The organism is Paenibacillus cellulosilyticus, from assembly GCF_003182255.1.
Classification (GTDB): Bacteria; Bacillota; Bacilli; order Paenibacillales; family Paenibacillaceae; genus Paenibacillus_T; species Paenibacillus_T cellulosilyticus.
On the sequence record NZ_QGTQ01000035.1, the window covers coordinates 1 to 23,801 of the forward strand.

Annotated in this window: 25 protein-coding genes; 4 read left to right on the forward strand and 21 right to left on the reverse strand. The window is 50.7% G+C overall.

The window, feature by feature from the left end; genetic code table 11:
* Window positions 1–493: 493 nt before the first annotated feature.
* Together DFQ01_RS26860 and uvrC are read right to left on the reverse strand one after the other, a co-directional pair.
* Window positions 494–1,153, reverse strand: coding sequence for an HAD family hydrolase (locus tag DFQ01_RS26860; RefSeq protein ID WP_110047027.1), 660 nt, complete (start codon window positions 1,151–1,153; stop codon window positions 494–496).
* A 79-nt stretch (window positions 1,154–1,232) separates the two neighbouring features.
* A complete protein-coding gene (uvrC, locus tag DFQ01_RS26865; protein ID WP_110047028.1) occupies window positions 1,233–3,263 on the reverse strand; it encodes an excinuclease ABC subunit UvrC in 2,031 nt (676 codons plus the stop codon).
* 223 nt (window positions 3,264–3,486) lie between these two features.
* On the opposite strand from uvrC, the gene DFQ01_RS26870 reads away from it, so the two are divergent.
* Window positions 3,487–3,645, forward strand: coding sequence for a YqzM family protein (locus tag DFQ01_RS26870; RefSeq protein ID WP_110047029.1), 159 nt, complete (start codon window positions 3,487–3,489; stop codon window positions 3,643–3,645).
* Between the two features lie 48 nt (window positions 3,646–3,693).
* On the opposite strand, the gene thpR is transcribed toward DFQ01_RS26870, so the two are convergent.
* From thpR to DFQ01_RS26915, 9 genes are all read right to left on the reverse strand, one after another.
* Complete coding sequence (gene thpR, locus DFQ01_RS26875) at window positions 3,694–4,299, reverse strand: RNA 2',3'-cyclic phosphodiesterase (RefSeq protein WP_110047030.1); 606 nt, start codon at window positions 4,297–4,299, stop codon at window positions 3,694–3,696.
* A gap of 155 nt (window positions 4,300–4,454) precedes the next feature.
* Window positions 4,455–4,709: a YezD family protein gene (locus tag DFQ01_RS26880; RefSeq protein WP_110047031.1), complete on the reverse strand. Its 255-nt coding sequence runs from the start codon at window positions 4,707–4,709 to the stop codon at window positions 4,455–4,457.
* Entirely contained in the window at window positions 4,688–5,566 is an 879-nt protein-coding gene (gene cysW, locus DFQ01_RS26885; protein ID WP_110047032.1) for a sulfate ABC transporter permease subunit CysW, read from the reverse strand. Before cysW ends, DFQ01_RS26880 begins: the two co-directional genes overlap by 22 nt.
* Before the next feature lie 26 nt (window positions 5,567–5,592).
* On the reverse strand, window positions 5,593–6,426 hold the full coding sequence (gene cysT / locus DFQ01_RS26890) for a sulfate ABC transporter permease subunit CysT (protein ID WP_110047033.1): 834 nt from the start codon (window positions 6,424–6,426) through the stop codon (window positions 5,593–5,595).
* Between the two features lie 44 nt (window positions 6,427–6,470).
* Window positions 6,471–7,586 carry a sulfate ABC transporter substrate-binding protein gene (locus DFQ01_RS26895; protein ID WP_110047034.1) on the reverse strand — a complete coding sequence of 372 codons (1,116 nt, stop codon included), beginning with the start codon at window positions 7,584–7,586 and terminating at the stop codon, window positions 6,471–6,473.
* 244 nt (window positions 7,587–7,830) lie between these two features.
* Window positions 7,831–8,580: a DUF4309 domain-containing protein gene (locus DFQ01_RS26900; RefSeq protein WP_110047035.1), complete on the reverse strand. Its 750-nt coding sequence runs from the start codon at window positions 8,578–8,580 to the stop codon at window positions 7,831–7,833.
* A 153-nt stretch (window positions 8,581–8,733) separates the two neighbouring features.
* Window positions 8,734–9,687: a primosomal protein DnaI gene (gene dnaI / locus DFQ01_RS26905; RefSeq protein WP_110047036.1), complete on the reverse strand. Its 954-nt coding sequence runs from the start codon at window positions 9,685–9,687 to the stop codon at window positions 8,734–8,736.
* A 33-nt stretch (window positions 9,688–9,720) separates the two neighbouring features.
* The gene (locus DFQ01_RS26910; RefSeq protein ID WP_110047037.1) at window positions 9,721–11,256 is read right to left on the reverse strand and encodes a DnaD domain protein; all 1,536 of its coding nucleotides are present in this window, start codon (window positions 11,254–11,256) and stop codon (window positions 9,721–9,723) included.
* 176 nt (window positions 11,257–11,432) lie between these two features.
* A complete protein-coding gene (locus DFQ01_RS26915; protein WP_110047038.1) occupies window positions 11,433–11,720 on the reverse strand; it encodes a YuiB family protein in 288 nt (95 codons plus the stop codon).
* Window positions 11,721–11,924: 204 nt separating this feature from the next.
* Here DFQ01_RS26915 and hemQ point away from each other — a divergent pair, with 204 nt between their 5' ends.
* A complete protein-coding gene (gene hemQ, locus DFQ01_RS26920) occupies window positions 11,925–12,671 on the forward strand; it encodes a hydrogen peroxide-dependent heme synthase (RefSeq protein WP_110047039.1) in 747 nt (248 codons plus the stop codon).
* A 68-nt stretch (window positions 12,672–12,739) separates the two neighbouring features.
* On the opposite strand, the gene DFQ01_RS26925 is transcribed toward hemQ, so the two are convergent.
* The 3 genes from DFQ01_RS26925 to DFQ01_RS26935 all read right to left on the reverse strand — a co-directional run bounded on the left by DFQ01_RS26925 (window position 12,740) and on the right by DFQ01_RS26935 (window position 16,052).
* On the reverse strand, window positions 12,740–14,458 hold the full coding sequence (locus DFQ01_RS26925; protein WP_110047040.1) for a methyl-accepting chemotaxis protein: 1,719 nt from the start codon (window positions 14,456–14,458) through the stop codon (window positions 12,740–12,742).
* A 107-nt stretch (window positions 14,459–14,565) separates the two neighbouring features.
* On the reverse strand, window positions 14,566–14,847 hold the full coding sequence (locus DFQ01_RS26930; RefSeq protein ID WP_110047041.1) for a hypothetical protein: 282 nt from the start codon (window positions 14,845–14,847) through the stop codon (window positions 14,566–14,568).
* A complete protein-coding gene (locus tag DFQ01_RS26935) occupies window positions 14,847–16,052 on the reverse strand; it encodes an NAD(P)/FAD-dependent oxidoreductase (protein ID WP_110047042.1) in 1,206 nt (401 codons plus the stop codon). Before DFQ01_RS26935 ends, DFQ01_RS26930 begins: the two co-directional genes overlap by 1 nt.
* A 441-nt stretch (window positions 16,053–16,493) precedes the next feature.
* Here DFQ01_RS26935 and DFQ01_RS26940 point away from each other — a divergent pair, with 441 nt between their 5' ends.
* On the forward strand, window positions 16,494–17,504 hold the full coding sequence (locus DFQ01_RS26940) for an NAD(P)/FAD-dependent oxidoreductase (RefSeq protein ID WP_110047043.1): 1,011 nt from the start codon (window positions 16,494–16,496) through the stop codon (window positions 17,502–17,504).
* A gap of 107 nt (window positions 17,505–17,611) precedes the next feature.
* Window positions 17,612–17,854: a hypothetical protein gene (locus DFQ01_RS26945; RefSeq protein WP_110047044.1), complete on the forward strand. Its 243-nt coding sequence runs from the start codon at window positions 17,612–17,614 to the stop codon at window positions 17,852–17,854.
* 35 nt (window positions 17,855–17,889) lie between these two features.
* Here the strand turns inward: DFQ01_RS26945 and sda are convergent, their stop codons facing one another.
* The 7 genes from sda to erpA form a co-directional block, all read right to left on the reverse strand.
* Window positions 17,890–18,033, reverse strand: coding sequence for a sporulation histidine kinase inhibitor Sda (sda, locus tag DFQ01_RS26950; protein ID WP_110047045.1), 144 nt, complete (start codon window positions 18,031–18,033; stop codon window positions 17,890–17,892).
* Window positions 18,034–18,338: 305 nt separating this feature from the next.
* Window positions 18,339–19,010, reverse strand: coding sequence for a YheC/YheD family protein (locus DFQ01_RS26955; protein ID WP_110047046.1), 672 nt, complete (start codon window positions 19,008–19,010; stop codon window positions 18,339–18,341).
* Between the two features lie 194 nt (window positions 19,011–19,204).
* A complete protein-coding gene (locus tag DFQ01_RS26960; protein WP_110047047.1) occupies window positions 19,205–20,293 on the reverse strand; it encodes an FAD-dependent monooxygenase in 1,089 nt (362 codons plus the stop codon).
* Window positions 20,294–20,378: 85 nt separating this feature from the next.
* Window positions 20,379–20,912 carry an SEC-C metal-binding domain-containing protein gene (locus tag DFQ01_RS26965; protein ID WP_174812798.1) on the reverse strand — a complete coding sequence of 178 codons (534 nt, stop codon included), beginning with the start codon at window positions 20,910–20,912 and terminating at the stop codon, window positions 20,379–20,381.
* 852 nt (window positions 20,913–21,764) lie between these two features.
* A complete protein-coding gene (locus DFQ01_RS26970) occupies window positions 21,765–22,226 on the reverse strand; it encodes a hypothetical protein (RefSeq protein WP_110047049.1) in 462 nt (153 codons plus the stop codon).
* A 93-nt stretch (window positions 22,227–22,319) separates the two neighbouring features.
* Complete coding sequence (locus DFQ01_RS26975) at window positions 22,320–23,249, reverse strand: hypothetical protein (RefSeq protein ID WP_110047050.1); 930 nt, start codon at window positions 23,247–23,249, stop codon at window positions 22,320–22,322.
* 187 nt (window positions 23,250–23,436) lie between these two features.
* Complete coding sequence (erpA, locus tag DFQ01_RS26980; RefSeq protein WP_110047051.1) at window positions 23,437–23,796, reverse strand: iron-sulfur cluster insertion protein ErpA; 360 nt, start codon at window positions 23,794–23,796, stop codon at window positions 23,437–23,439.
* Window positions 23,797–23,801: the final 5 nt, after the last annotated feature.

Sequence of the window (23,801 nt, forward strand, 5' to 3'; positions counted from 1 at the left end):
TGCAGTAGAACTTAAAGAGAAGTGCGCATCAACGCAACTTCTGTTCCTGCATACCCCGACTGTGTCATCAACAACTGTCAGCCCTAATTCCATCGTTTCATCCGACATCTTAATAGTTGAAATCCTGCGAATGGTTGAGCATTCGTGGGAGAAACCCTTAAATACGAGGGACGGTTGTTAGAGGGCTTATAGGGGCATGTTTCAGTCGGATATGTTTCTGCGGGCTCCAATAACACCTATAGCCACCGTTAGCGTTTAAATTAAACGGATTTTGCAGCAATAGCCGCTGTGGCAACCGATACAATACGCCCCCGTCTCGAGAAGTTAGGATTCAGTGATGTGGATCGCTTCTGCATCACTGTTTTTATTCGTTATAGACAGTTATAGACAGTTGATGTTACTTGTCTGCTTATGCGACAGTTACGCAATTAGCAGATGAACAAAAAAAAGCTGGCAGCCTTGTTCTTACTAGGCTAACCAGCTTCTTTTCGTATTAAGGCAGTACAATCGTAATAAGTTCCTCTAAATCGTCAATGACCGCATTGGCATGCTCAACTGATTCATACGGAGCGGACCTTTTCCAAACGGCTCTCATGCCAACCTCGCGGCTTGCACGAATGTCGTTGTCGGGATGATCCCCTACGAATAATGCATCCTCAGCAGTGACGCCAAGCTTCGTTAATGCTCGATGGAAAATTGCAGGGTCGGGCTTGCGCAGTCCCTCCCACTCGGATATCAACACTTCATCAAACAAATGCTCGATGTTAAGCGCCTTGAAATTATCGTATTGAAACTGCCCAAAGCCGTTAGATATAAGCGCTATCTTGATGTCATGCTCCTTCAGCTTCGCGAGCATGCTCTGCAGATTCGCAAAGCCGATGCAATGCTGTTGGAAGCTGCTCACATAATCGTGCAAGCAGTCTGCCCAATCGACATCTGCAATCTCAAACTCCTCAATCAGCTGCTGATACACTTTGTCCTTCCACACATAACCGTGATTATCCAGCTCGATAAACCGCTGTACGAACTGTTCTTTCTCCACCGCTTGAAAAGCAGGCATTCGATCGTATTGATCGTTCACGAATGCAAGCAGCGAAGAGTCCCGATCAAGCAATGTACCGTCTAGATCAAAGAGGACCGCTTTGATAGTCAATTGGAATCATCCCTTTTCTACTAGACTAGAAGGTATGCAAGTATGTCTCGTTGGTCAAAGGTGTAGCAATGCATTCCTACTATTCCTCATTCTCCGGCACTCCGGCTTCCGCATCCCCCTCCGAGCTCTCTTCCTCTCTAAGCGCCTGCAAGATCTGTGTCGCAAGCTTCTCGCCAATGGAGAGAGGCTTGAAGTCCTCGATGGACGCCTCACGGATTTTCTTGAGCGAGCCAAAATGCTTGAGCAGCGCTTTACGGCGCTTCTCTCCGATACCTGGGATGGAGTCGAGACGCGAGGCGACCATCGACTTGCCGCGCTGTTCGCGGTGGAACGTAATGGCGAAGCGGTGCACCTCATCCTGGATGCGTTGCAGCAGGTAAAACTCTTGGCTGTCGCGCGGCAGTGGTACGATCTCAGGCGGGTCGCCGGTCATGAGCTGGGCGGTCCGGTGCTTCGCATCTTTAACGAGGCCGCACACTGGAATGGACAATCCAAGCTCGTTCTCCAATACGTCGAGCGCTACGGCGATTTGGCCTCTGCCGCCATCGACAACGATTAGATCAGGACGTTGAAGATCTTCCTTAAGCACCCGCTCGTAACGACGGCGGATTACTTCGCGCATCGTCTCGTAGTCGTCCGCGCCGACGACGGTACGCACTTTATATTTGCGGTACTCTTTCCGATCCGGCTTGCCGTCCGTGAAGACGACCATAGCCGATACCGGGTTCGTACCTTGAATGTTCGAGTTATCGAACGCCTCAATGCGGTGTACCGATTCGAGTCCGAGCCAGCCGGCAAGCGATTCGGTCGCCTTCACGCTGCGCTCCTCATCCCGTTCGATCAGCTTGAACTTCTCGTCCAGCGACACCTTCGCATTGTTGCAGGCCATTCGTACGACATCCCGCTTCTTCCCGCGCTGCGGCACGAATACCTTCACGTTCAGCCACTTCTGCAGCGACTCACGGATATCGTTCGCTCGTGAGCCAGCAGGCGCTTGGTCCTCGCCTTCTTCTGCGTCAACAACAGCATCAGAAGTTTCCACGACCTCTGCTTGTGCAGCTGTTTCTTCACTAACAACCTGTGTCACTTCTGATTCAGAAGCATCCGAAGTTTCCTTCGATGCTTCTTCCCCCTGCTCCTCTGGCGGGGACGGCAGCAGAATCTCACGCGGCAGCGCCGGATTCTCGCTATAATATTGCGCCACGAACGTGACGAAGTCGTCATACGCTTCACCGTAATACGGGAATGACGAGGAGCGGCGCTCCACCATTTTACCCGAACGCATGTACAGAATTTGCACACTCATCCAGCCCTTATCAACGGCGTAGCCGAATACGTCGCGGTCAACCGCATCCGCAAGCGTAATCTTCTGTTTCTCGACGATCGCGTCGATAGCCATAATCTGATCGCGATATTCCTTGGCACGTTCGAATTCGAGCGTCTCTGCGGCTGCTTCCATTTTGCGCTGAAGCTCCGCCTTCACTTCGTCCTGACCGCCATTAAGAAACTTCGTGATCGCCTGAATCATCCGATCGTACTCGCTTGTCTCCACCGGATATTCGCATGGCGCGATACATTGGCCAATGTGGTAATACAGACACACCTTGTCCGGCAACGTATTGCATTTGCGAAGCGGATAGAGGCGATCGAGCAGCTTCTTGGTCTGTTGAGCCGCAAAAGCGTTCGGATACGGGCCAAAATATTTGGCCTTGTCCTTCAGCACCCGACGCGTAACCTCCAGCTTCGGATGGCGCTCATTCGTTATTTTGATATAAGGAAATGTCTTGTCGTCCTTCAGTAATACGTTGTAACGCGGGTGATACTGCTTGATCAGATTGCACTCGAGAATGAGTGACTCCATGTTGCTGCCAACTACAATATATTCAAAATCGCGGATTTCGGAGACGAGTCGCTGCGTCTTGCCGTTATGCGAGCCGTTGAAATAGGAGCGAACCCGGTTCTTCAGCACCTTCGCCTTGCCGACGTAGATGATCGTCCCTTCGCCGTTCTTCATTAAATAACAGCCCGGCGCATCCGGCAGCAGCGCCAGCTTGCTCCGGATCAACTCCGCAGATGCGTCTCTGTCTCCTGTGTTTCCTCGCCGATCCATCGGTCTCCCTCCGAACGTAAGAACATGCATGAATTCAAGCGCAATGCGCCATCCTGTCTATTGTAGCATACGTTAGCCTACAGGTTTGTCTGGTTTTTGCTGTACGATCGTGTTCAAAAAGGATCAAAAGGGGAGTTTTTGGACGACCTCTTTACAATTGTTTACGTAGTTGGTTATACTACAACTATATATTTATGGTAACGTCGAGGGGGATTTGAAAGCGATGAACAACACGCAATATGCAGTGGAAGATCCACGCGCACACGTGAACCAAGAGCCGCGCGATGACCTGAAAGACGTCGTATTTGGCTTCGGCGGTATGCTTGCATTCATGACCATCGTCTTCTTCGGAATGGTCATTATCAAGTTCGTTCAATCCTAATGACTCATGCGAAGGCTCCGATCGGCTAATGCCGGTACGGAGCCTTTTTCATTTCTTTATCGCATATACGCCAATTGCCTCATACGAGGGCTTCGCCCGCGTATTACTCTTATATAGCGTAATTGCACCTGCTTCCCAGTTCCACTCGGCGCTGGACACGTTTTCTCCCACCCGCAGTGCCGCCTGTTCAAAAGGCAATGCCCCAGCATAGTTGCGCGCGAGCGTCAGATGCGGCTTATAAGGCCGCTGCTCCGGCTCAAAACCTAGAGGTTTCATCGCTTCCACCACTTTACGCTGCAAACGTTCGAGCTGCCTCATATCCGTCTCAATGCCCGCCCACAGCACTGACGGACGTTCCCGTCGTCCGAATACACCTAAGCCGCTGATACCGACCTTAAGCTCTGACGACCAACCGCTAGGCGTCGAGAAGTCCTGCAGCGCAGCATCGATGCCCGCTATCCGATCCTTCGGCACATCGCCGAGAAACTGCAGCGTCACATGCAAATCCATCGGATGCACCCACCGTTTGAACGGCAGCGCATCACGAATCAGATTCATCTGTACACTGAAAGCCTGCTTTAACGACTCCGGCAGCGCCAGTGCGATAAACAATCGCTCCTGCTGCACGTCTTCGCTAACCGAATCCTTTTCCATCGATTCTCCACCTCCGAACTTGTACCTTCCCCCTTATTGTACCCGATTCGAAAGCGAAGCTGACAAATAAGGCCACCCCTCCCATCAGCATAAGCTGGATGGGAGGAATGACCCTTACAGGAAGCCTATTAGCTACCGAATAATTGACTCGAACCTTAACCGTTCGCAACCTTGCTGCTGCGCGAAGCCGATTTGAGCGATTGAGCAGTCTTTTTCTCCTGCGCGGAATCCGAGTTCACTGCTGCAGGCGCCACACCTGCGGAAGGGTCGAACCGTTTGCGTTCCGTCCGATCGATCTGAACGATACGCCCATCATGAACCGTAATGAGTACGGAACCGTATTCCATTCCTTTTAATTGATCCGAGATGCGCTCCTGCCACCAATCATTCAGTTCGACTTGCTTTGCCATTTCGATCCCCTCCACTCAATTAATTTCTTAGCTACCAATGTGATAAGCGCCAGCATCACAAGCAAGGATGCGACAGCAAACGAAGCAGAAAACTGATATTCGTTATATAGGATTTCAATGTGCAGCGGCAGCGTGTTCGTCTCGCCGCGAATGTGGCCGGAGATGACCGACACCGCACCGAACTCCCCCATCGCCCTCGCGTTGCACAAAATAATACCGTACAGCAATCCCCACTTGATGTTCGGCAGCGTCACATGCCAGAACAGCTTGAAGCCCTTAGCACCCAGGCTGACAGCTGCTTCTTCCTCTTGAACCCCTTGGGCGTCCATTAGCGGAATGAGCTCGCGTGCCACGAATGGGAAGGTGACGAACACCGTTGCCAGAATGATGCCTGGCAGTGCGAATACAATTTGAATGCCATGATCATCGAGCCAGGGACCAAGAAACCCTTGCGCCCCGAATAAGAGTACATAGATAAGTCCCGAAATAACCGGCGATACGGCAAAAGGCAAATCAATCAGCGTGATCAGGAAGTTACGACCACGGAACTTAAACTTCGTAATGAGCCAGGCGGCCATAATGCCGAATACCGTATTCAGCGGAATCGCGATTAGCGATACGATGAGCGTCAGCTTGAGTGCCGACTTCGCATCCGAATCGGTCAGCGCTGCGACATAAACATCCCACCCTTTCTTCAGCCCCTCATAGAACACGGTGACGAGCGGCAATACGACCATCAGTGTGAGAAATAAGAGCGCAACGCCAATCAACACGAACCGAACAAAACCAGATTCATTAATATGCTTCGGTCTAACCGATGCTTCTTCCGATAAATGTGCCGTAACCGCTCCAGCCATCTACAATTCCTCCCCTTCGTTATGAATTATGCTGATGTCGTCCGCTTACTTATTCTGGACTGCAGGACGTTAATGATCAGCAGCGCAATGAAGGAGAAGACGAGCATGACGAGGGCAATCGCTGTCGCACCTGCGTAATCGAACTGCTCCAGCTTCGTCATAATGAGCAATGGCGTTATCTCGGTCCGTAATGGCATATTGCCGGAGATGAACACAACCGAGCCATACTCACCGATACCACGCGCAAATGCGAGTGCAAAGCCCGTCAACAGAGCTGGCGTAATCTCAGGTAAAATAATTCGGCTGAATGTCCGCCACCGATGGGCACCTAACATAACGGCCGCTTCCTCCGTGTCCTTCTCAAGATCCTGCAAGATCGGCTGTACGGTCCTTACGACGAATGGAAGACCGATGAAGACGAGTGCGATCGTAATCCCGAGCGGTGTGAACGCCACCTTAATGCCTAGCGGCTCCAGCTTCGAGCCAATGAGGCCATTCTGAGCATAAATCGTCGTCAGTGCGATACCCGCAACCGCTGTTGGCAGTGCAAAAGGCAGATCAACGAGGCTGTCGACGATGGATTTGCCTGGAAACTTATAACGTACGAGCACCCAAGCGATCAGCAATCCGAACACGGCGTTAATGCCAGCTGCAGACAGCGCGGTAAGAAAGCTGATCTTATAAGCAGCAATTACACGCGTATTCCAAATCGTATGCCAGAAGTCCGACCATCCCATCCCGGCGGTCTTGATGAACACGCCGGAGAGTGGGATGAGAACGATGACGCTCAAGTAGAAGATCGTATAGCCGAGCGAGAGATTGAATCCTGGAAGAACCCGGCGGATAGCGGAACCTTTCATGTGAAGTCAGCTCCTTGCGAAATCTGTAAGATCAATATCATTGCTTATTTGCCTGGAACGTAGATTTTATCGAAAATACCGCCGTCAGCGAAATGCTTCTTCTGAGCTTCTTGCCAACCGCCGAAATCATTGTCGATCGTCAGCAGTTCAAGCGATTTGAATTGATCCTTGAACTCATCCGCTACCGATTGCAGACGTGGACGGTAGTAGTTCTGAGCTGCGATGCGTTGGCCTTCTTCCGAATACAAGTATTTCAGATAAGCTTCGGATACTTCACGTGTACCGCGATCGTCAGCCACTTTATCTACAACTGCAACTGGCGGTTCAGCCAGGATGCTGAGCGATGGGTAGACGATTTCGAATTTGTCTGGTCCGAGCTCATTGATGGACAGGAATGCTTCGTTCTCCCAAGCAAGCAGCACGTCGCCAATTCCGCGCTCTACGAACGTCGTCGTGGAGCCGCGTGCGCCGGAGTCGAGTACCGGTACATTTTTGTACAGCTTCTGTACGAACTCTTGCGCCTTCGTCTCGTCGTTGTTGTTATGTTTCAGCGCATACCCCCAAGCTGCGAGATAGTTCCAACGTGCACCGCCGGATGTCTTCGGATTCGGTGTAATGACTTCGATGTCGTCCTTCACCAGATCGTCCCAGTCTTTGATGCCCTTCGGGTTGCCCTTACGAACGAGGAAGACGATCGTCGACGTGTACGGCGAGCTGTTGCTTTCGAACTTGCTCTGCCAGCCTTGGTTGATCAGGCCCTTCTCTTGAATTGCGTCGATATCATAGCCAAGTGCAAGTGTTACAACGTCCGCTTTCAAACCGTCGATTACTGCCAAGCTTTGTTTGCCGGAGCCGCCATGCGACTGTTTGATCGTTACCTCTTGACCTGTTTCTTCCTTCCAGTGAGCAGCGAAAGCTTTGTTATATGCTTCATACAATTCGCGGGTTGGATCATAAGATACGTTCAGAAGCTCAACCGGCTTAAGCGGCTCTTTCTTCTCCGTATCGGTTGTCGTTTGCTCCGTTGTCGTTCCTGTTCCTGTGGATGCTGCTTTATCGCCGCTTGCTTTGTCCTCTTTATCTTTCGAACCGCAAGCTGTCAGCACCAGAGATACTGCGAGAATAATCGAGAACCATTTCAAAGTAGACCGTTTTGCCATAGACCATACACCCCTTAAGATAATATCAATTAATCCCTACCTGTTTAGTTGGTTATGTTTGATGTACTGATTCTATCAGGCAACCGTTGCCAGTGTCAACGACTAATTTCAATAAATCTGATAAGGATTATAAGATTTGATTATTGGGGCTTATTTTGGGTATGCAAAAAGCAGATCTCCGTTGGCCTCTTTCAGCCATGGAAACCTGCTTTTTCCGTAATCTTATAGAATGAGATGGGCAGCTTTAGCGCGCTCCCATCGGCTTGGCCGCCTTCGGCGACACGACGCTGACGTAATCAATCGCGGCATTCGTTTGCCCCCGCGCAGGCTTTGGCGTCGTATAAGCGAACTTCAACTGATACGATCCCTTTTTGTACACGAGAATCGTCTTCTTGCCAGACTTACGCATCGAGAAGGGCTTGCCGAGCGTTGATCGAACCTCTGTTGATGTGATTTTGACGCCATCCTTGATCGGATCCAATGCTGTCTCCGAAATCCGAATTTCCTTTAGCACATCCCCGCGGCCAACAGCGAATGCAATCGTCCCTTTCATCATACCCGGCATGTACTCCTGAAAGCCGTTTACCTTACGGTTAGGCTCGCCCCATGCCTTATGCACTTCGGTAATAAGGGTTTTGCCTACGACAAAATTGTCCGCATTCACCATCTGCCCATTGTTGGCCAGCTCATTAATTCGTTCGATGAACTGATGATGAATTTGTTTATCTGTTGGTTCACTCGTCTGGTAGCTGCGGCTTCGGCTAACCGTGTTCGTCGGTGGCGTCGAGGAATACGAATGCAATCTGATCTTATGCACGGTATTGTCTTTCGCATGTACCGTAATTGGATTGGGCCCTTTGATTGCTTGTGATTTCGAGTGATTCTGTGGTTCGTTCGGCTGTACATTGCTTCCGCATGCGGATAACATGATGACGACTGACGCAGCTGCGACAGCCTTCACTAAGGTATGCTTGCCTGGCCGTTGTGCCTGCACTAGATTAGCCCCTTCCGAATCATATAGGTAACCAAGCTTAGTATGAGCATAAATACGGGTTCCTCCTCGTATAGACGAATGCCGTTTGCTGCCAGCCTGCAGGCACACAAAAAACCGGATGAGTAATCCTCATCCGGCTGTATTTGACTTCTATTAGCGCTTCCGCTTGTTCGTTCCCGTCACTCGAATAACATCCACATAGGAGCGTATCCGCTCCATAAGCCGCTCGCCCTTATGACGATCATCGCCTTCCTTGCTCGTAAAGCTGAAGTGCTGCTCAAGCGCTTCGATATCAAGGTTCGACGTGTAGAACGTAGGCTTCCGCTGCATCCGATAGTTCAGAATGCCGCCCATCACATGGTCACGCACCCAAGGACTTAAGTTCTCCGCCCCTATATCGTCAAAAATAAGCAGGTCGGTCTCCTTCATCATATCGACCGTTTCCTTCAGCTTACCAGGCTCGTGCATCATCGCCTTCAGGTCTTCCACGAAATCCGGCATGTAGACAATCACGCCGGAATAGCCCGCCTTCGCAAGCTCATGCAGCATGTAGCACATGAGGAACGTCTTGCCCGTGCCGAAATGGCCTTCCAAATACAAACCAGACGGCTGCAAGCCTTGCTCCTTCGTCCGATCGATATATTCGAGCAGTTGTCCAACGGCTTCCATGCGGCCTAGATCGTTCGTAATAATTTCTTCCGCTGAATAGCCGTTGCGAAGTGCCGTCTCATCGATGTAGAAGCTGCGGACCCGGCTCCGAATTTGTTCCTCATTCTGACGGGCAATGAACTTTTTACAGGATACCTTGCGATCGTACAGACGCACTTCTCCGTTCACATTCTCACAGGACAGCATCGTATAATGGCCCTCGAAATCGTTCGGGCATAGATCAAGACCTGGACACCGCTCGCAATTGCGGTATTCCTTCACATACTGATAGAACCGATTCAAATTGAGACGGATTGTATTGTTATCCAGCTCTGGGTACTTCGCGCGAAACCGCTCTACGAGCGGGTCCGCAAGCAGCCCGTCCATCAATTCAGCGGAACGCCTAAGAGCTTCGCTGCCCATTGGCGTCCGTTTCAGCAATTCGCCAAGCGATTCCATGCTGGTTCATCCTTTCCGTCCTCGTCCATGTTCTTATTTCTTACCATCCAGCTTACGCGCTAACCGCCGCAGCTCTTCCAGCTTCTCAGCCGACGGTGCAGCGTTCTGCTCTTGAGCCTGTACAATCGGTATCGCCGGCTTCCGTGCCGCGCCAGCCCCGGCTCGGCCTCTTCCGCGTCCTTGAGCTCCTCCTGAGCGCGAAGGCGCTGCAGCGCCAGCCTGCTGCTGGCGTGCCCGATCCGTTTCCATCTGCTGCTGTTCACGCACATAACCGACTGCCTTCTCGAACGTATCGATTCCCTTCAGCAGCATGTTAGAGGCAACTGCTTCAATAAACGTCTTCGTTACGCGCTGCGAATCGTTTGCGCCAATAACATAATGAATGAGTACGTTAATGACAGATGGAGGAAGCTTGTAATTCAAGTCGATCCGCTCGAAGGTCCGGTCGATCCATTCCGGCACAGCACCTGGGAAATATCGCTGAAGGAACCGTGTATGCGGCTCATTGCGCATGAGCATGTTGTACTGCGCAACGTCACAGCGGCCTTCCAACTGCTTCGGAACCGGCATAAACAGCTCCTCCGGTACGCCATATTCATCTTCCTCATCCTGCTCGTCGTTATCCTCCGCAGCAGCCATCATGTTCGTTCTAGCCGTTATGCGCTGGCGGTCTGCTTCGCGCTTCTTATCCTGACGATACATTTGGTTCGCACGAAGCTGAAGCTCGTCCACCAGCAGATCGCCTTGCGGCGTGAATACGCCGTCTTCATCAAGCAATCGGCAAATGTCGGCCGCGCCGATATTGTACTTGTATGCGACGTAATTAAGCTGCGCCATGGCATCGTCGTCACCGCGCAGACGCTCGACATACTTGCGGTTGACCGCTCCGCGCGGGAAACGCATGAGCAGCTCCCCAACGGTAAGGCCTGCCGTCTCTGACGGCGGCGGCTTCGGTACCGAAGGCTGCCGGGACGGCGCCACTTCACTAAGCGCCTGCTCCAGCTCGTCATCGACCTTCGACGTATTCAGACGAAACAGCTCGTAGAATGGCACCGAAATATTTTCTTTATTCCAACGCGCTTCTGCCAGCTCGTCCGGCTCCTTCGAATTGAATGATTCACGCAGCGCGATAACCGCATACTTCCCGATCTGATCCCGCAGCAGCAGCGACAGATGCTGATTGCGGAAAAACTCTTCCGGTGACAGCGGCGCTGTAAGCTCATATTCGTATACATAATCATCATTGTCCGGCACTGCAAGCCGTGACGTTTGCAGAAGACCTACCGCTTCAAGCCGAGACGTATCGTTTAGCAGCCTTTTCCGTCCGTTCTCATTCATCTGCAGCCCAAGCGCCAGAAACAGCATCCGATGCGGCTCAACCGTGGAATAGCCTGTCCGTCCTTCCATGACGCTGTGGTACAGCAGCTGGTACAGTCCGATCGCTGAAGCGCCTATCATCGGCTGATAAATAAGAGAAAGCATCCGCGTGTCCAGCGGGCTTAGCGAAAAACCTCGAAACGTGTAGTATCGGTGGTGTTCCGTAAACTGCATCAAATGACCGATGCGCATTGTATCCACCCCATCCGTTCTATGTTTCCTCTCATTCTATCACAAATGATGTGCCGCTTGGCATACGTCGAATAATGAAAAAACCTCCATCGAGGTCTGTCGAAGATGCGCGACCTGCTATGAAAGAAAATTCCCCCGATGCACACATCAGGGGAATCGATAAACTTTTTCGCACACTAGAACATTTTGTAACCGCCGCGGCGGAGCGCTTGAATCGTCCAGCCACTGACGTAAGCACCAACAAGTGCCGTAATAGCCGGCAGCACATCTACGAATGTGAAGGATGTAAAGTTTTCGCTAAACGAAATGCTCTTATCCCATGTTCCCCAGATCATAAGCGGCAGCAGCACAATAATGAACAAATAAATAGGGAACCAGGTCGTCTTCATAAGCATATTCAGAATGAACCCGATGCCGAACATCATAATAAAGAACAGCACCATTGCCACGATCAATTGAACCATATGCCGTTAACCCCTTTACTCTACGTGAACGGACGTACGCATCCGTATTCTAGTATATGTATATCGATTTTATTCTAATGAAAGCGTGTGCTGAAGTCAATTTGCTATGATCAAATGTCACAAGTCCGCCATTTGCCGTATGGATGCCCATTACGCTACAATGAAAACAATTGAAAAAAATAGGCAGCCACGGAGGTATTGAAAATGAGTGAAGCAGCACAAACGTTAGAGGGCTGGTACGCCCTGCATGATTTCCGTTCGATCGACTGGCAGGCTTGGAAGGCAGCAAGCGCAGCTGAGCGCGCAGCTGCATCGGACGAGCTCCAATCGTTCCTCTCCGCATGGGAGCAAACAGGCGAGCAGAAGCAAGGCAGCACAGCGGTATACACGATCGTCGGCCAGAAGGCTGATTTCGTTATTTTCCACCTGCGCGAGACGCTCGAAGAGCTCAATGAACTCGAAACAGCGTTCAACAAATCGGCCTTTGCCGCTTTCACGAAACCAACGTACTCCTACGTCAGCATCGTTGAACTCAGTAACTACATGGGTCAACCCGGCGTAGATCCACTGCAAATCCCAGAGGTCGTTGCTCGCTTGAAGCCGGCACTTCCAAAGGCGAAGCATATTTGCTTCTACCCCATGAACAAACGTCGCGAAGGCGGCGACAACTGGTACATGCTGAGCATGGATGACCGCAAAACAATGATGCGCAGCCACGGCATGATCGGCCGTCAGTACGCTGGCAAAGTAAAGCAGATCATTACCGGCTCCGTCGGCTTCGACAACTGGGAATGGGGCGTTACGCTGTTCGCGGACGATGCGCTGCAATTCAAAAAGCTCGTATACGAAATGCGTTTCGATGAAGTAAGCGCACGATTTGGCGAGTTCGGCGACTTCTATGTCGGCAACCTGATGGATGCGGAGACGCTGACTAAGCTGCTGGCTATCTAAAATAGTAAAGAGGACGAGGGCATAGCGCCTACGTCCTCTTCTTTTGTTATGGCCGCACCCCTACGCTGCTATGCTTTGAACTTCGCTATCATATCGGTCATTTGGTTCGCCATGCCGGAGAGGGACTCCGATGAGGCGAAGATTTGACGCATCGATGCGGACTGTTCCTCGGCCGAAGCCGTAACGCGTGCGAACTGCTGCGATGCCAATTGAATACTGCTCGCCAGCTCCGTGCTGGCAGCATTGGCCTCCTTCGAGCCCTCAGCCATACGTGCAGCCACATCCGACAGCTCGTCCATCTGCGCCGACACTTTGCCAATGTCTTCTGTAATGGAGGCGAAAGCGAGCTCTGCGCGTCGTGCGATAATAAGTCCCTGCTCCGCTTCTTGGTTGCCACTCGTTACGGATTGAACAATTCGCTCAATCCGGCTAAGCATGTCCGTGATCAGTTCTGCAACGACGCGGGCAGATTCCTCCGACTGCGCAGCAAGCTTCCTCACCTGCTCGGCAACAACTGCGAAGCCGCGACCTTCCTCGCCTGCTCTAGCCGCTTCAATTGCGGCATTGAGCGACAGCAGGTTCGTCTGGGAAGCAATCGCGCCAATCATCTCCATAACGGATCGAATTTGGTCCGAATGCTCCGATAAATTCTCAACATCCTCTTTCATCTGCGCCGTATTCCGGTGGATCGATTCCATCTGAGCTAATGCCTGTTGAACCGATTGCCCGCCCGCAGCCGCCTCTGCCGCTGTATCATGAGAAGCTGCCGCAACAACATTCGCAGCACTCGCAATACGCTGCACGGAATAATCGGTCTCGATAATGGCGGACATGACGTCCTCGGAGCGGTTGGTCTGTTTAACGCTCTCTACCTCGGTCACACGAATCAAGTCCGCGATCTGATCGGCATTATATTGCGTATGCTCGGCGCTTGCCGTCAATTCTTGTGATGCGGAGTGCAGTTGAACCGCATTATCATTCAAGCGGCTTATCATGACCCGCAGATCATCGACCATCGATTGGAATGCACCTGCCAGCCTACCTGTCTCATCCTTGCCTCGTGCCGTTACACGTACAGTCAGATCCCCCTGTTGGACACGCGCCATCTCCTGTGTCAGACGCTTCAATGGACTGACAAGTCGCTTAGCGAATAACAGCGTAATAACAAGCGAAATAACTAGAACGGCCAGCCCTATGATTAACGCCGTTGTACGGTTCCGCTGCATGAGTGCGTACACATCCGTCGCGTCGAAATCTGCTCCGACTACGCCAATCATTGCGCCTGCTCCGTTGAGAATTGGAATGTAGGCGGTGACGGTTGCTCCGTATTCTTCATCATTCGTCAGCTCGCCAACCATCGGCTTCTTCTCATCAAATGTTCGAACAAGACCAGGGAACTGCTCCTCTTCCACCTCGCCAAGCGCAGATACATCCTCTGTCTGTTCAAGCGGAGCGCCATCTACCATGTAATAGTATTCGGCCTGTCCATTCTGTACGGTTCTGCCCATCGTATAGAGATACTTCAACCCATACGCCTGTTTCATCTCATCGAGTTTCACGCGAAGCTCTGCATAATAACCATCGGTGCTGCTCTCGGGCGTCAACGCTCCATACTGCTCCGTATCAATGATGGAGGCTGCATGCTCGGCAATGGTCTGCGCCTGCGTTCCAAGCGAATGCACGACAAGCCGCTGCGCGTCATTCACGATGGTGAAGCCGAGCACGGCGGCGGAAATCGTAATAATGATGGAAAATACAAGCACGATGCGAGTCTGTAAGCTGTTCATCCATGAAACCCCTTCCAAGATGCGCACAAAAAAAGCGCTCGCCTACAACATAACAAAGTCATGCTGTAAGCGAGCGCTCTTGATGTATCGTCACTAGTTGTGATTGATTAGTCGTCGTCTTCGTTATCGAGTTCCGCTAGTTCCGCTGCCAGCTGTTGGCGACGTTTCTCTTCCAAGTACTCTGCCGTAGCCCGATCACGCTCACGGCCTTTATCCTTCAACCGTTCGATGGCAGGCATAATGAGCAGGTCGACTTCTTTCTGGACATGGTAGGCCAGATCGTAGCGATCTTGGGATTCAAGAAAGGAACCAACTTCCATAAGCGAATTATATCGATCAAGCTCGTCTCTTGTCAACAAACCACGAACTTGCACGCTGCAATGGCGCATTATAGGAATTTTCCTTTGCGGAACACAAGTGGCAGACCACCGATAATGAATAGGTAGCGGATGTCGATCAGCTTTTTCAGCCAAGCAGCGACACGGCCTTTATACTTCTTGCCGAATGCGATGCCGACAGCCTCCCCCTTGCCGAGCGACGCAACCGTGCCTTTGTTGCTGAATACGAAATTTTTCAGCGGCTGGTTACGGATCGATGCGACCAGGTTGTGCGCACATACAACGCCCTGCTGCATAGCGATCTGTGCCGTTGGCGGATATGGACGCCCTTCCGGATTAAACATAAGCGAGTTGTCGCCCACGACGTATACATGGTCGCTGCCCGGAACGCGTAGTTGGTCATCCACCTTCACGCGGCCGCGCATCGTCTCGAAGCCTGCTTCCTCGATCAAGCGGTTACCGCGAACACCGCCGGACCAGATAACGGTCTGCGAACGGATCTCTTCCTGCGGATCTTCGCCCTTCTGTACAACGACGCCGTCTTGGGAGCACGATTTGATCGCCGTGCCGATTTTGAACGTAACACCTTTCTTCGTCAGCACGTTCATCGCATACTCAACAAGCTCGGGATCAAAGCCAGGAAGCGCGGATGGGCCGGCTTCAACGTTATAAATCTTCACCAGATTCGGATCTACGTCGAACTCCTTGCACAGTTCTGGGATACGGTCTGCGAGTTCTCCGACAAACTCGATGCCCGTGAAGCCTGCGCCGCCGATAACGAACGTCAGGTAGTCCGTGCGATGCGGTTCACGCTTGAAGCGCGCGAATTGATATTCAATATGCTCGCGGATAAGGCGAACCGAGTTAATGCTGCGAATGTTCATGGCATGCTCAAGCAGACCTGGAATGCCGAACGTTTCCGGCTCGCCGCCAAGGCCAATAACAAGATAGTCATACGACAGCGTACCGTCTTCGAGGATGACTTTCTTATCCTGTGGACGAATTTGAACAACCGTCGATTTGACGAAATCAATTTTAAACTCATCGATCAGCTTCGAAATGCTGACGCGGGCATTCTCGGGATTGTCCGTGCCTGCAGCTGGCATATGAAGATGAGTCGTTATATAGTGATAATCGTGTTTATTCACGAGCGTAACGTCTGCTTCATTATAATTAAGCTGCTTTTGCAGACGAAGTGCCGTCAGTACGCCACCATAGCCGGCGCCTAAAATGACGATTTTCGGAATATTGCTCATGATTTGAATCCCATCCTATCCGTTGTTTATATGTGTATCTATATAGGTGATCGATAACATTATTCTATGTGAAAAATTACACAAGGCTAAAATTAAAATAATAAGTATGTCTCTTCTTTTCTAAAAAAGTTGTCCGTTGCAGTGTCGACAGAGCATGTCGAACGTAATATCCATGAAAAATGATACATAGTTTTCATGAAAAGTTCAATGGTTAAATATACGAAAATGTTCGTCAGAAGTTCCAATCGGTTGCTTCCTGACACTGCTTTGAAGAGCTATAATGAAAGCATACGTCCGGTCAGAAAGAGACCTTCTATTTTCCTTGACAGGACTGCTGACTGCCCTTACTTAAGCGTATGCTTAAGTAGCGTCTTTTGCCTATGCTGATCTGAATGAATCTGTTTGCTTTGCAATGCGCATTCACAATTCAGGAGGTGCAACATGTCCAATATACCCCAGCAACCACTCGATGAATCCGTTACCGATATTATCGTGATCGGAGGAGGCCCTACAGGGATGTTTGCCGCATTCTACTGCGGGATGCGTCAAGCCTCTGTCAAGATTATTGAAAGTATGCCCCAACTTGGCGGCCAGCTCGCAGCCCTTTATCCGGAGAAATACATTTATGATGTAGCTGGATTTCCGAAGGTCACTGCCGGGGAGCTTGTCCATCAGCTGCAAGAGCAGATGAAGCTGTTCGACTCCGAGGTATGTCTGGAGGAGAAAGTAACGCAGGTCATCAAACGCGATGAGCGGTTATTCGAGGTTCAGACCGATAAGTCCGTCTACTTCGCTAAATCTGTCATCATTACCGCTGGTGTTGGTGCATTCGAGCCAAGAAGACTTGAGCTGCCGGAAGCTGCACGATACGAGAAAAGGAACTTGCACTACTTTGTAAGTGATCTGCAGAAGTTCGCGGGGCAAAACGTCGTCATTAGCGGCGGAGGAGATTCCGCTGTTGACTGGGCACTTATGCTGGAGCCGATTGCTGCAAGCGTTACGCTTGTCCATCGGCGCGATAAATTCCGGGCGCATGAGCATAGTGTAGACAATTTATATAAATCAAGTGTCCGGCTGGCCACCTCTAATGAAATCGTTGAGCTGCACGGCGCTGACGCTATCGAGCAGGTGACGCTGGAGCATGTGAAAACGAAGGAGCGGCAGGAGCTAAGCGTAGACGCTGTTATCGTTAATTTCGGCTTTATCTCTTCTCTTGGTCCAATTGCCGAATGGGGAATCCATATCGACGGCGGTTCAATCGTCGTCGACTCCAGAATGGAAACGAGCATACCGGGTATATTCGCAGCTGGCGACATTGCAACTTACCCTGGCAAACTAAAGCTGATTGCCGTCGGGTTCGGCGAGGCTCCAACTGCGGTGAACAACGCCAAAGTTTATATTGATCCGAACGCGAAGCTGTCGCCCGGCCATAGCAGCAATATGAAGCTATAAGCACTCCTTTATCGATGCTAAAGCCATAATGGAAATCTAATCATCCGAAAGAAAATAGGGTATCCTACCTTGGAAATGATTCATCGACACCGAGGAGGGATACCCATATGTTATTGTGCGCGGTTTGCAATGGCATCCGAATGCTTGATCTCGTCTGCCCCGCGTGCTCTTATGCTGCAGAAGACTACGGCAGGGCTAGTGACTGGAACGGACCATACGCGCCTTATGAACCCATTGAATTCGAGGATATGTTCGCAGCTACTCAACTAGAGGACGTACCTGTATGCCGTCATTCAGCTTATTGCTCGCATTGCTCCCACACGTTCGTTGTTGAGGTCGTGATGGAGTGAGCCCATTTCGCGATGAAGCTTTCGTTCTGGCCGCTCTACGCTCCTAAACGGTAGCTGTCTGGGTTGATCCCTCTGCGTTGTATCTCACTTAGGAGCAATCGAATAAATTCCGTTTCGAGATGTAATTGTACCGCCATATAATAAGAGTCAACCAGCAGGTCATCAGACAGCAGCTCCATGTCCCACACTCCTTTCCACTTGTTTCCGTTTTTCCTAACTCATCTTAGCATGGGCCTAAAAACGGAACAAGCGTTCCGAATATCCACAATATCGTGTGGACAGCGTGTGTACAAGATGTGGGAAAACAGCAAATTACAAGCAGGAGCTAAGGCTAATATGTGGATACTCTTATTCACAGCCTTGGGATAGCGATTTCGCATAAAAAACTTTAATCAGCACTAAGTGGAATAATTAACATTTTGTATCATATACTATGTGGTTATGCTCCACGATGAAGAAGGAATTCCCCGAAACCCTCCTTCTTTTATTGCGGTCTCGTGTTCACTTCGAAGATCCAGATCTTACCGTTCTTATCGATGCCGTAGTCGAAGCCAAGCTGGCCGATGCCTGGGAACTTCGTTTCAAGCACTCGTGTTGCCGTAACCGTAAGCGTGCGCATTTCTTGCTTCTTACTGGCGACCATGCCTGACGACAACGAACGGCTAATTCCCTGCGCTGCTGTCATCATCGTGCCGCCCCGGCACAAATTCGTGACGAACAGCCCTGGCTTCGCAAGACGTCCAACCATGGAACGATATACCCATCCCGTTTCCGTCTTAACATATTTGACCCGGTAGTCGATTGGACGCCCTCCGATTGTCGCAAGGCGAATGCCTTTCTGGATCAAATAAGAACGTTTCTTCTTTACTCTATTCAGTGCAGCATACAGCCCATCGAACGAGGAAGCATAGCCTTTCTTTGAATAGTACGTATATGCGTAACCGTTTCCTTCCTTCTGCACCTTGATGACACCGTGGCCACCCGCTCCGCAAACCGGTTTGATAACGACCATTTCATGCTCGCTAAGCATCGATTTCAAATGATTAGCTGAATAAATCCGTGTTGGCGGAACATGCGCTGCCAGAAGGGTGTTGCTGAGAAGTGCAGCTGTTTTGACCCATTTGCTAGCCAGCTGTCTGCTATGCGACTCTACCATGGCAATCTTCTCCCTCTCCCAATCGTTATACACTAGCATATGCCTCGGAGATAGAAGTCTCTTGGATGAATGACGCTTGAGAAGAGCCTGTTTTACTAGTTGATAGAGCAGGACACTAGAAGGGCATCATTTGTATGGGGTACAAAATAAAACGGCAAGCCCTAAGGCTTGCCGGTTCTATCATTTGGGTTCTATTATAGGCCGAATTGCCCAGAGAACGTCCGCTCCATCTCCAACTGCTTATCCTGAAGCGCTTCGGTCGGCTGCCGATTCGTACGTTCGAACTCCGCGAGCCTCGCTGCGCTCGTATTCCCTTCGGCCAGCGCTTCGCGTAATACGTTCGCAAGCGTATCGGCATCGTTCAGCGCGCAGTTGAGTCCGAACGCTCCCGTTGGGCTCATCGTATGTGCTGCATCGCCCATGATGACGAATCCATCCCGAACCCAACTGTCTGCTCGGCTGCTGTGCACCTTGAGCAGAACAAAGTCGCTCCATGATTGCAGATTTGCCCGCGCAGTCTTCTCTAAGTCTGGGTAAGCCTCCGCTAACTTGTCGACTAGATCATCGATTGGCTTTTTCTTCAGCTCGGCATACAAGCCTTCCGGTATGCTCCAGCCGATCTGAATATAGCCGCCTTGCTGTGTGAATAAAGCTAGCTGCGCATCGTGTGCCAGCGTCATTCGAATGATTGGCTCCCAGCCTTCCGGCGAAGGAATGCGTGCCCACAGCAGGTCATACCCATGACTAAGCACATCGGTCGGGATACCGGCAAGCTTACGAACGGTTGAATACCGTCCGTCTGCACCTACTGTGACACGGCTGCGAACGGCAATCGTCTCACTGCCATGTCGTCCGCTGACGCCTACGACTTTGCCTTCCTCGTCCTTCAGCAGCTGCGTGACCGTTACGCCTGTGAGCAGCTTCGCGTTCGGATTCGCTTCCAGCCGATCGAACAGCACCTGGAGCAAATGCTTCTGCGGCGTATGAATGCCGACATGGACATGGCCTTCACCGGGCTGTACCGTGCGAATTAACTCGCCATTCTCCATATACTCAATGCGCTGTAGAAGCAGCATGCCTAGACGCCTCACTTCATCAAGCACATGATGCTTATTCAGTATCCGCTCGCCATCTTCATTCACAAGCTCGCCCCGAAACTCTTTGAACACGCTGGCATGCCGCTCGAGTACGACGACCGATAGGCCTGCCTCCGCCAATAGAACGGCAAGCAATGCGCCGCCAGGCCCTGCACCAACGATACATACATCTGACTGTAGATCCATGATTCATCGCCACCTGTTTCTCATCATGTCCATCGTCCGTCACTACCATGCGGCAGGTCGATGCGCCACTTTACCTAACCCTTAACTACACCAGCGCGACTTCTGGCACCTTCACGGCAGGGGAATCCACTGCACGATTATCGAAGAAAGCTGCAAGCTCGCGATATCGCTTCGACAGCGTCGTTGGCGAAACACCGTATTTGGTTGCAAGCCCCTTCTGTGTATTCGACAATCCATGAGCTTCGCTCATCAAATATTCGATCGCTGCGCAATAAACCTCTGGCTTCGCATAAGCAGGTGCCGTCTCATCAGCGTAGCAGTGCCATACCCAGATCGCACGGATGATAATCGACGGCTCTGTGCCGTGCATCCGCTCTACAAGCATTTCTGCAAGCTGCTGATCTTCCGTACGCTTCCATGAAAGCTCATGGATCCACTTAAGCATGCCTTCTGCTGTAACAGGTGCATTCTGGCTTGCTGCATCTGCGGATGCCGCTGTCCCTTCCACCGTCTGCCGTCCTTGTTGTTGAACCTTCTCTAAACAGCAGCGCTTATACTTAAGTCCACTGCCACATGGACAACTTTCATTGCGTCCAATCTTGTTATTACCTTGTTTCAATTCCAATCAACTCCTAGCTTCTTTCCTTACAAACGTCTATTATAACGCAAAACGGGCTAGGATGCTCCCTTCAATTCGCCAAACTCCCTCAGATTGCTATTTCATGGCAATAATCGGATCAAATGAAGGTGGTGATTGGAGGCTATCGTGCTTCATGGTTTTATTGATTTGACCATGTATAAATAACGTCTCCACCGTCCATAATACTTAATGACGGTGCGAATGAGAGGTGTGGCTCCATTGGACCCGATAATGGTACAAGGACTGCAGGAGACATTTAGTTGATCACGAAGCCTAGGAAGCGAGGGGTTGTGTCGCAGAGTATCTCTGATTCACGCACGCTTTCACAAGCGTTACCCGAGTAACAACGCGAAGTGTTGATGAGAATGAACTCAATTTCTAACCACCGTCAGAGAGGCCCGCGAGGGCCTCTTTTTTCATCCGGTATGATACTAATTTACGAAGTCACAACAATATATTAGCGATTAGCACAATTTTGTTCCGCAATGTTAAGAAATGATGAATAGATCAACCGCCAGCTGACCATAATACTAAACGACGGTGCGAATGAGAGGTGTGGCTCCATTGGACCCAATAATGGTACAAGGACTGCAGGAGGAAATTCGATAACCACGAAGCTAAGGAAGCGAGGGGTTGTGCTGCAGAGTATTCTCTGAATCACACACGCTAATAGCGTTACCCGAGTAACAACGCGAAGTGTTAAAAGGAATGACTCAATTCAAACCACCGTCAGAAGGAAGCCTGTAACAGGGCTTCCTTTTAACGTTGTCGGCAAACAAAAAGCCGCAGTAGCGCGACCCTTTGTCATGGCTATTGTATGAAAATGAAAATTCAGCTCGTACCGGCCGATGCAGAGCCATTAAATACGGCAGGTCCATTCAATGTGACTCCCGTATCTGTATCCGAACTAATAAACAGGCTGTAACGGATTTGTCCCACTTCTACGACATTTGCTGGCGGGAAATCTCCTGCCACAACGCTAATTGGCGGAGTGTCAAACGAGCCCCCTCCAAGAAAGAGCGTATCCGTATAAATAACCGTCCCCGTACCTGCTGTGCCCGTTCCATTACGTTCGATTGTCAGTGTAATGTTGGCCGTCTGTTCAACCCCTAATGCAACGCCAGCTATTCCTGTTAACGCAACACGCACAAGATCAGCATTGCCCGCAGGAGCCGCCGCCAACGTCTGCAGCCCAATGTCTCCAATGAATAGCGGTGTCGTCGTAATCGGCTCTGCCCCAGCGCTGTTATTGCGATGCACGGACAGACGCTCGTCCAGAAACTGTATAGCCATGCTTACCCCTCCCTTGCTCCTAAACTAATCTATTATATGTAGCGACTAATAGAGTTGAACTGGGCAAAGGTATACGATAATAGACTTGCAGCGTTACTTTGTGCTGTCCGATGCCTGAGATGGCTTCTGACCTGGCGGTTGTCCGCCTCCAAAACCTCCACTACTCAGCTCGATACTGCTCGCCTGCTGTGTGCCGTCTGTTAATTGAATTCTTAGTATGTCTCCTTCTTTCAAATCGGTTAGCTTAATGGTTTGTTCTGTGCGCTCATTATTATCGAAGCTTATCTCGATCAGCTTCGTTGAACTTGTCACTTCAATAACCATCGTCTCCTCCGTAAACATGTCGGAAGGTTGTGATGCATCGCCTGACTCTCCTTCACTTGGAGCTTGTCCGCTTGGCTTGCCTTGCGACATTGATGATTTATAAATCGTTATTTTGCTGCCGCTGATGCTCTTGATCTTGCCCATTGTCGATGTATGATTCGAACTATCGGCTGGTGCAGCTGATTTCGCAGCTGTTGAACTGGATGTCGCCTTCGTACTTGTTCCTGCTGCGCTTTGCGCTGCTGTTGTGCTCTTAGTGCTTCCAGAAGTGTCTGAGCTGCTTGATCCTTTCGTCTTACTGGTGCTGCCGCTGGTAGTCGATCCAGATGCAGATTGGGTTGATGCGGCAGTCTTCTTCTCTTCTTTCGCTGCCGTTGTCGACGAGCTTGAAGCGGCTGGCTTCTGTTCAGTTGATGGCGTCTGTTCATTAGCGTTGGAAGCATTGTCCGACTGATCGGACGATGCTGCTTCTTCCTCGCCAGCTGCTGTTACTTGATCTGCATTATCTTCTATGTATGCTGAACCTTCTAGCGTATTGGACTCGGTATCAAGCTCCGTTTCTGTTGCAGTACTAGCAGCAATCGGATCTGTCAAATCACTCGCCGAGCCTGACAAAGCTTTCGATTCCGACTGGCAGCCTACCAGCAGTGACATCATAACAACTGCACTCAGCAGCGTTACGCTCATTTTGTTCCTCATGACTTCCCTCCCAATATTTTCTTCCGAAGGAAATGTATCATGGGACCATGAATTGGAATTGAAAAGAAGCTGAATGTTGTCTGAAATATGGAAAGACAAAAAAACTCCTGCGCATCGTGTACGAATACGTACTCGAATGCACAGAAGTTTTGATTAACTTACGCTTGGAATTCGTGTTTACAAAATCTTAGCAAGGATCCGCCGCAGGGTTGCCTGCTTCCTTCGCCGTACGGAAGCTCGAACCGCATCCGCATGTTGCCGATGCATTCGGATTGAAGATGGTGAAGCCGCCGCTCATGCCTTCTTCCTTCCAGTCGATCTCCAAGCCGTTCAAATATTTGATGCTGTTATTGTCCACGACAACTTTCAAACCTTTTGCGTCCAGCTCTTGGTCGTCTTCGTGGCGCTCATCGTCAAAGCCCATGCCGTAGGAGAAGCCGCTGCAGCCGCCTTCCTTCACGCCAACGCGCAGGAAGAGATTTGGCGTTTCCTCCGCTTCGAGCATTTCTTTTATTTTATCGATAGCCGCATCGGATACATTAATCACGGCAA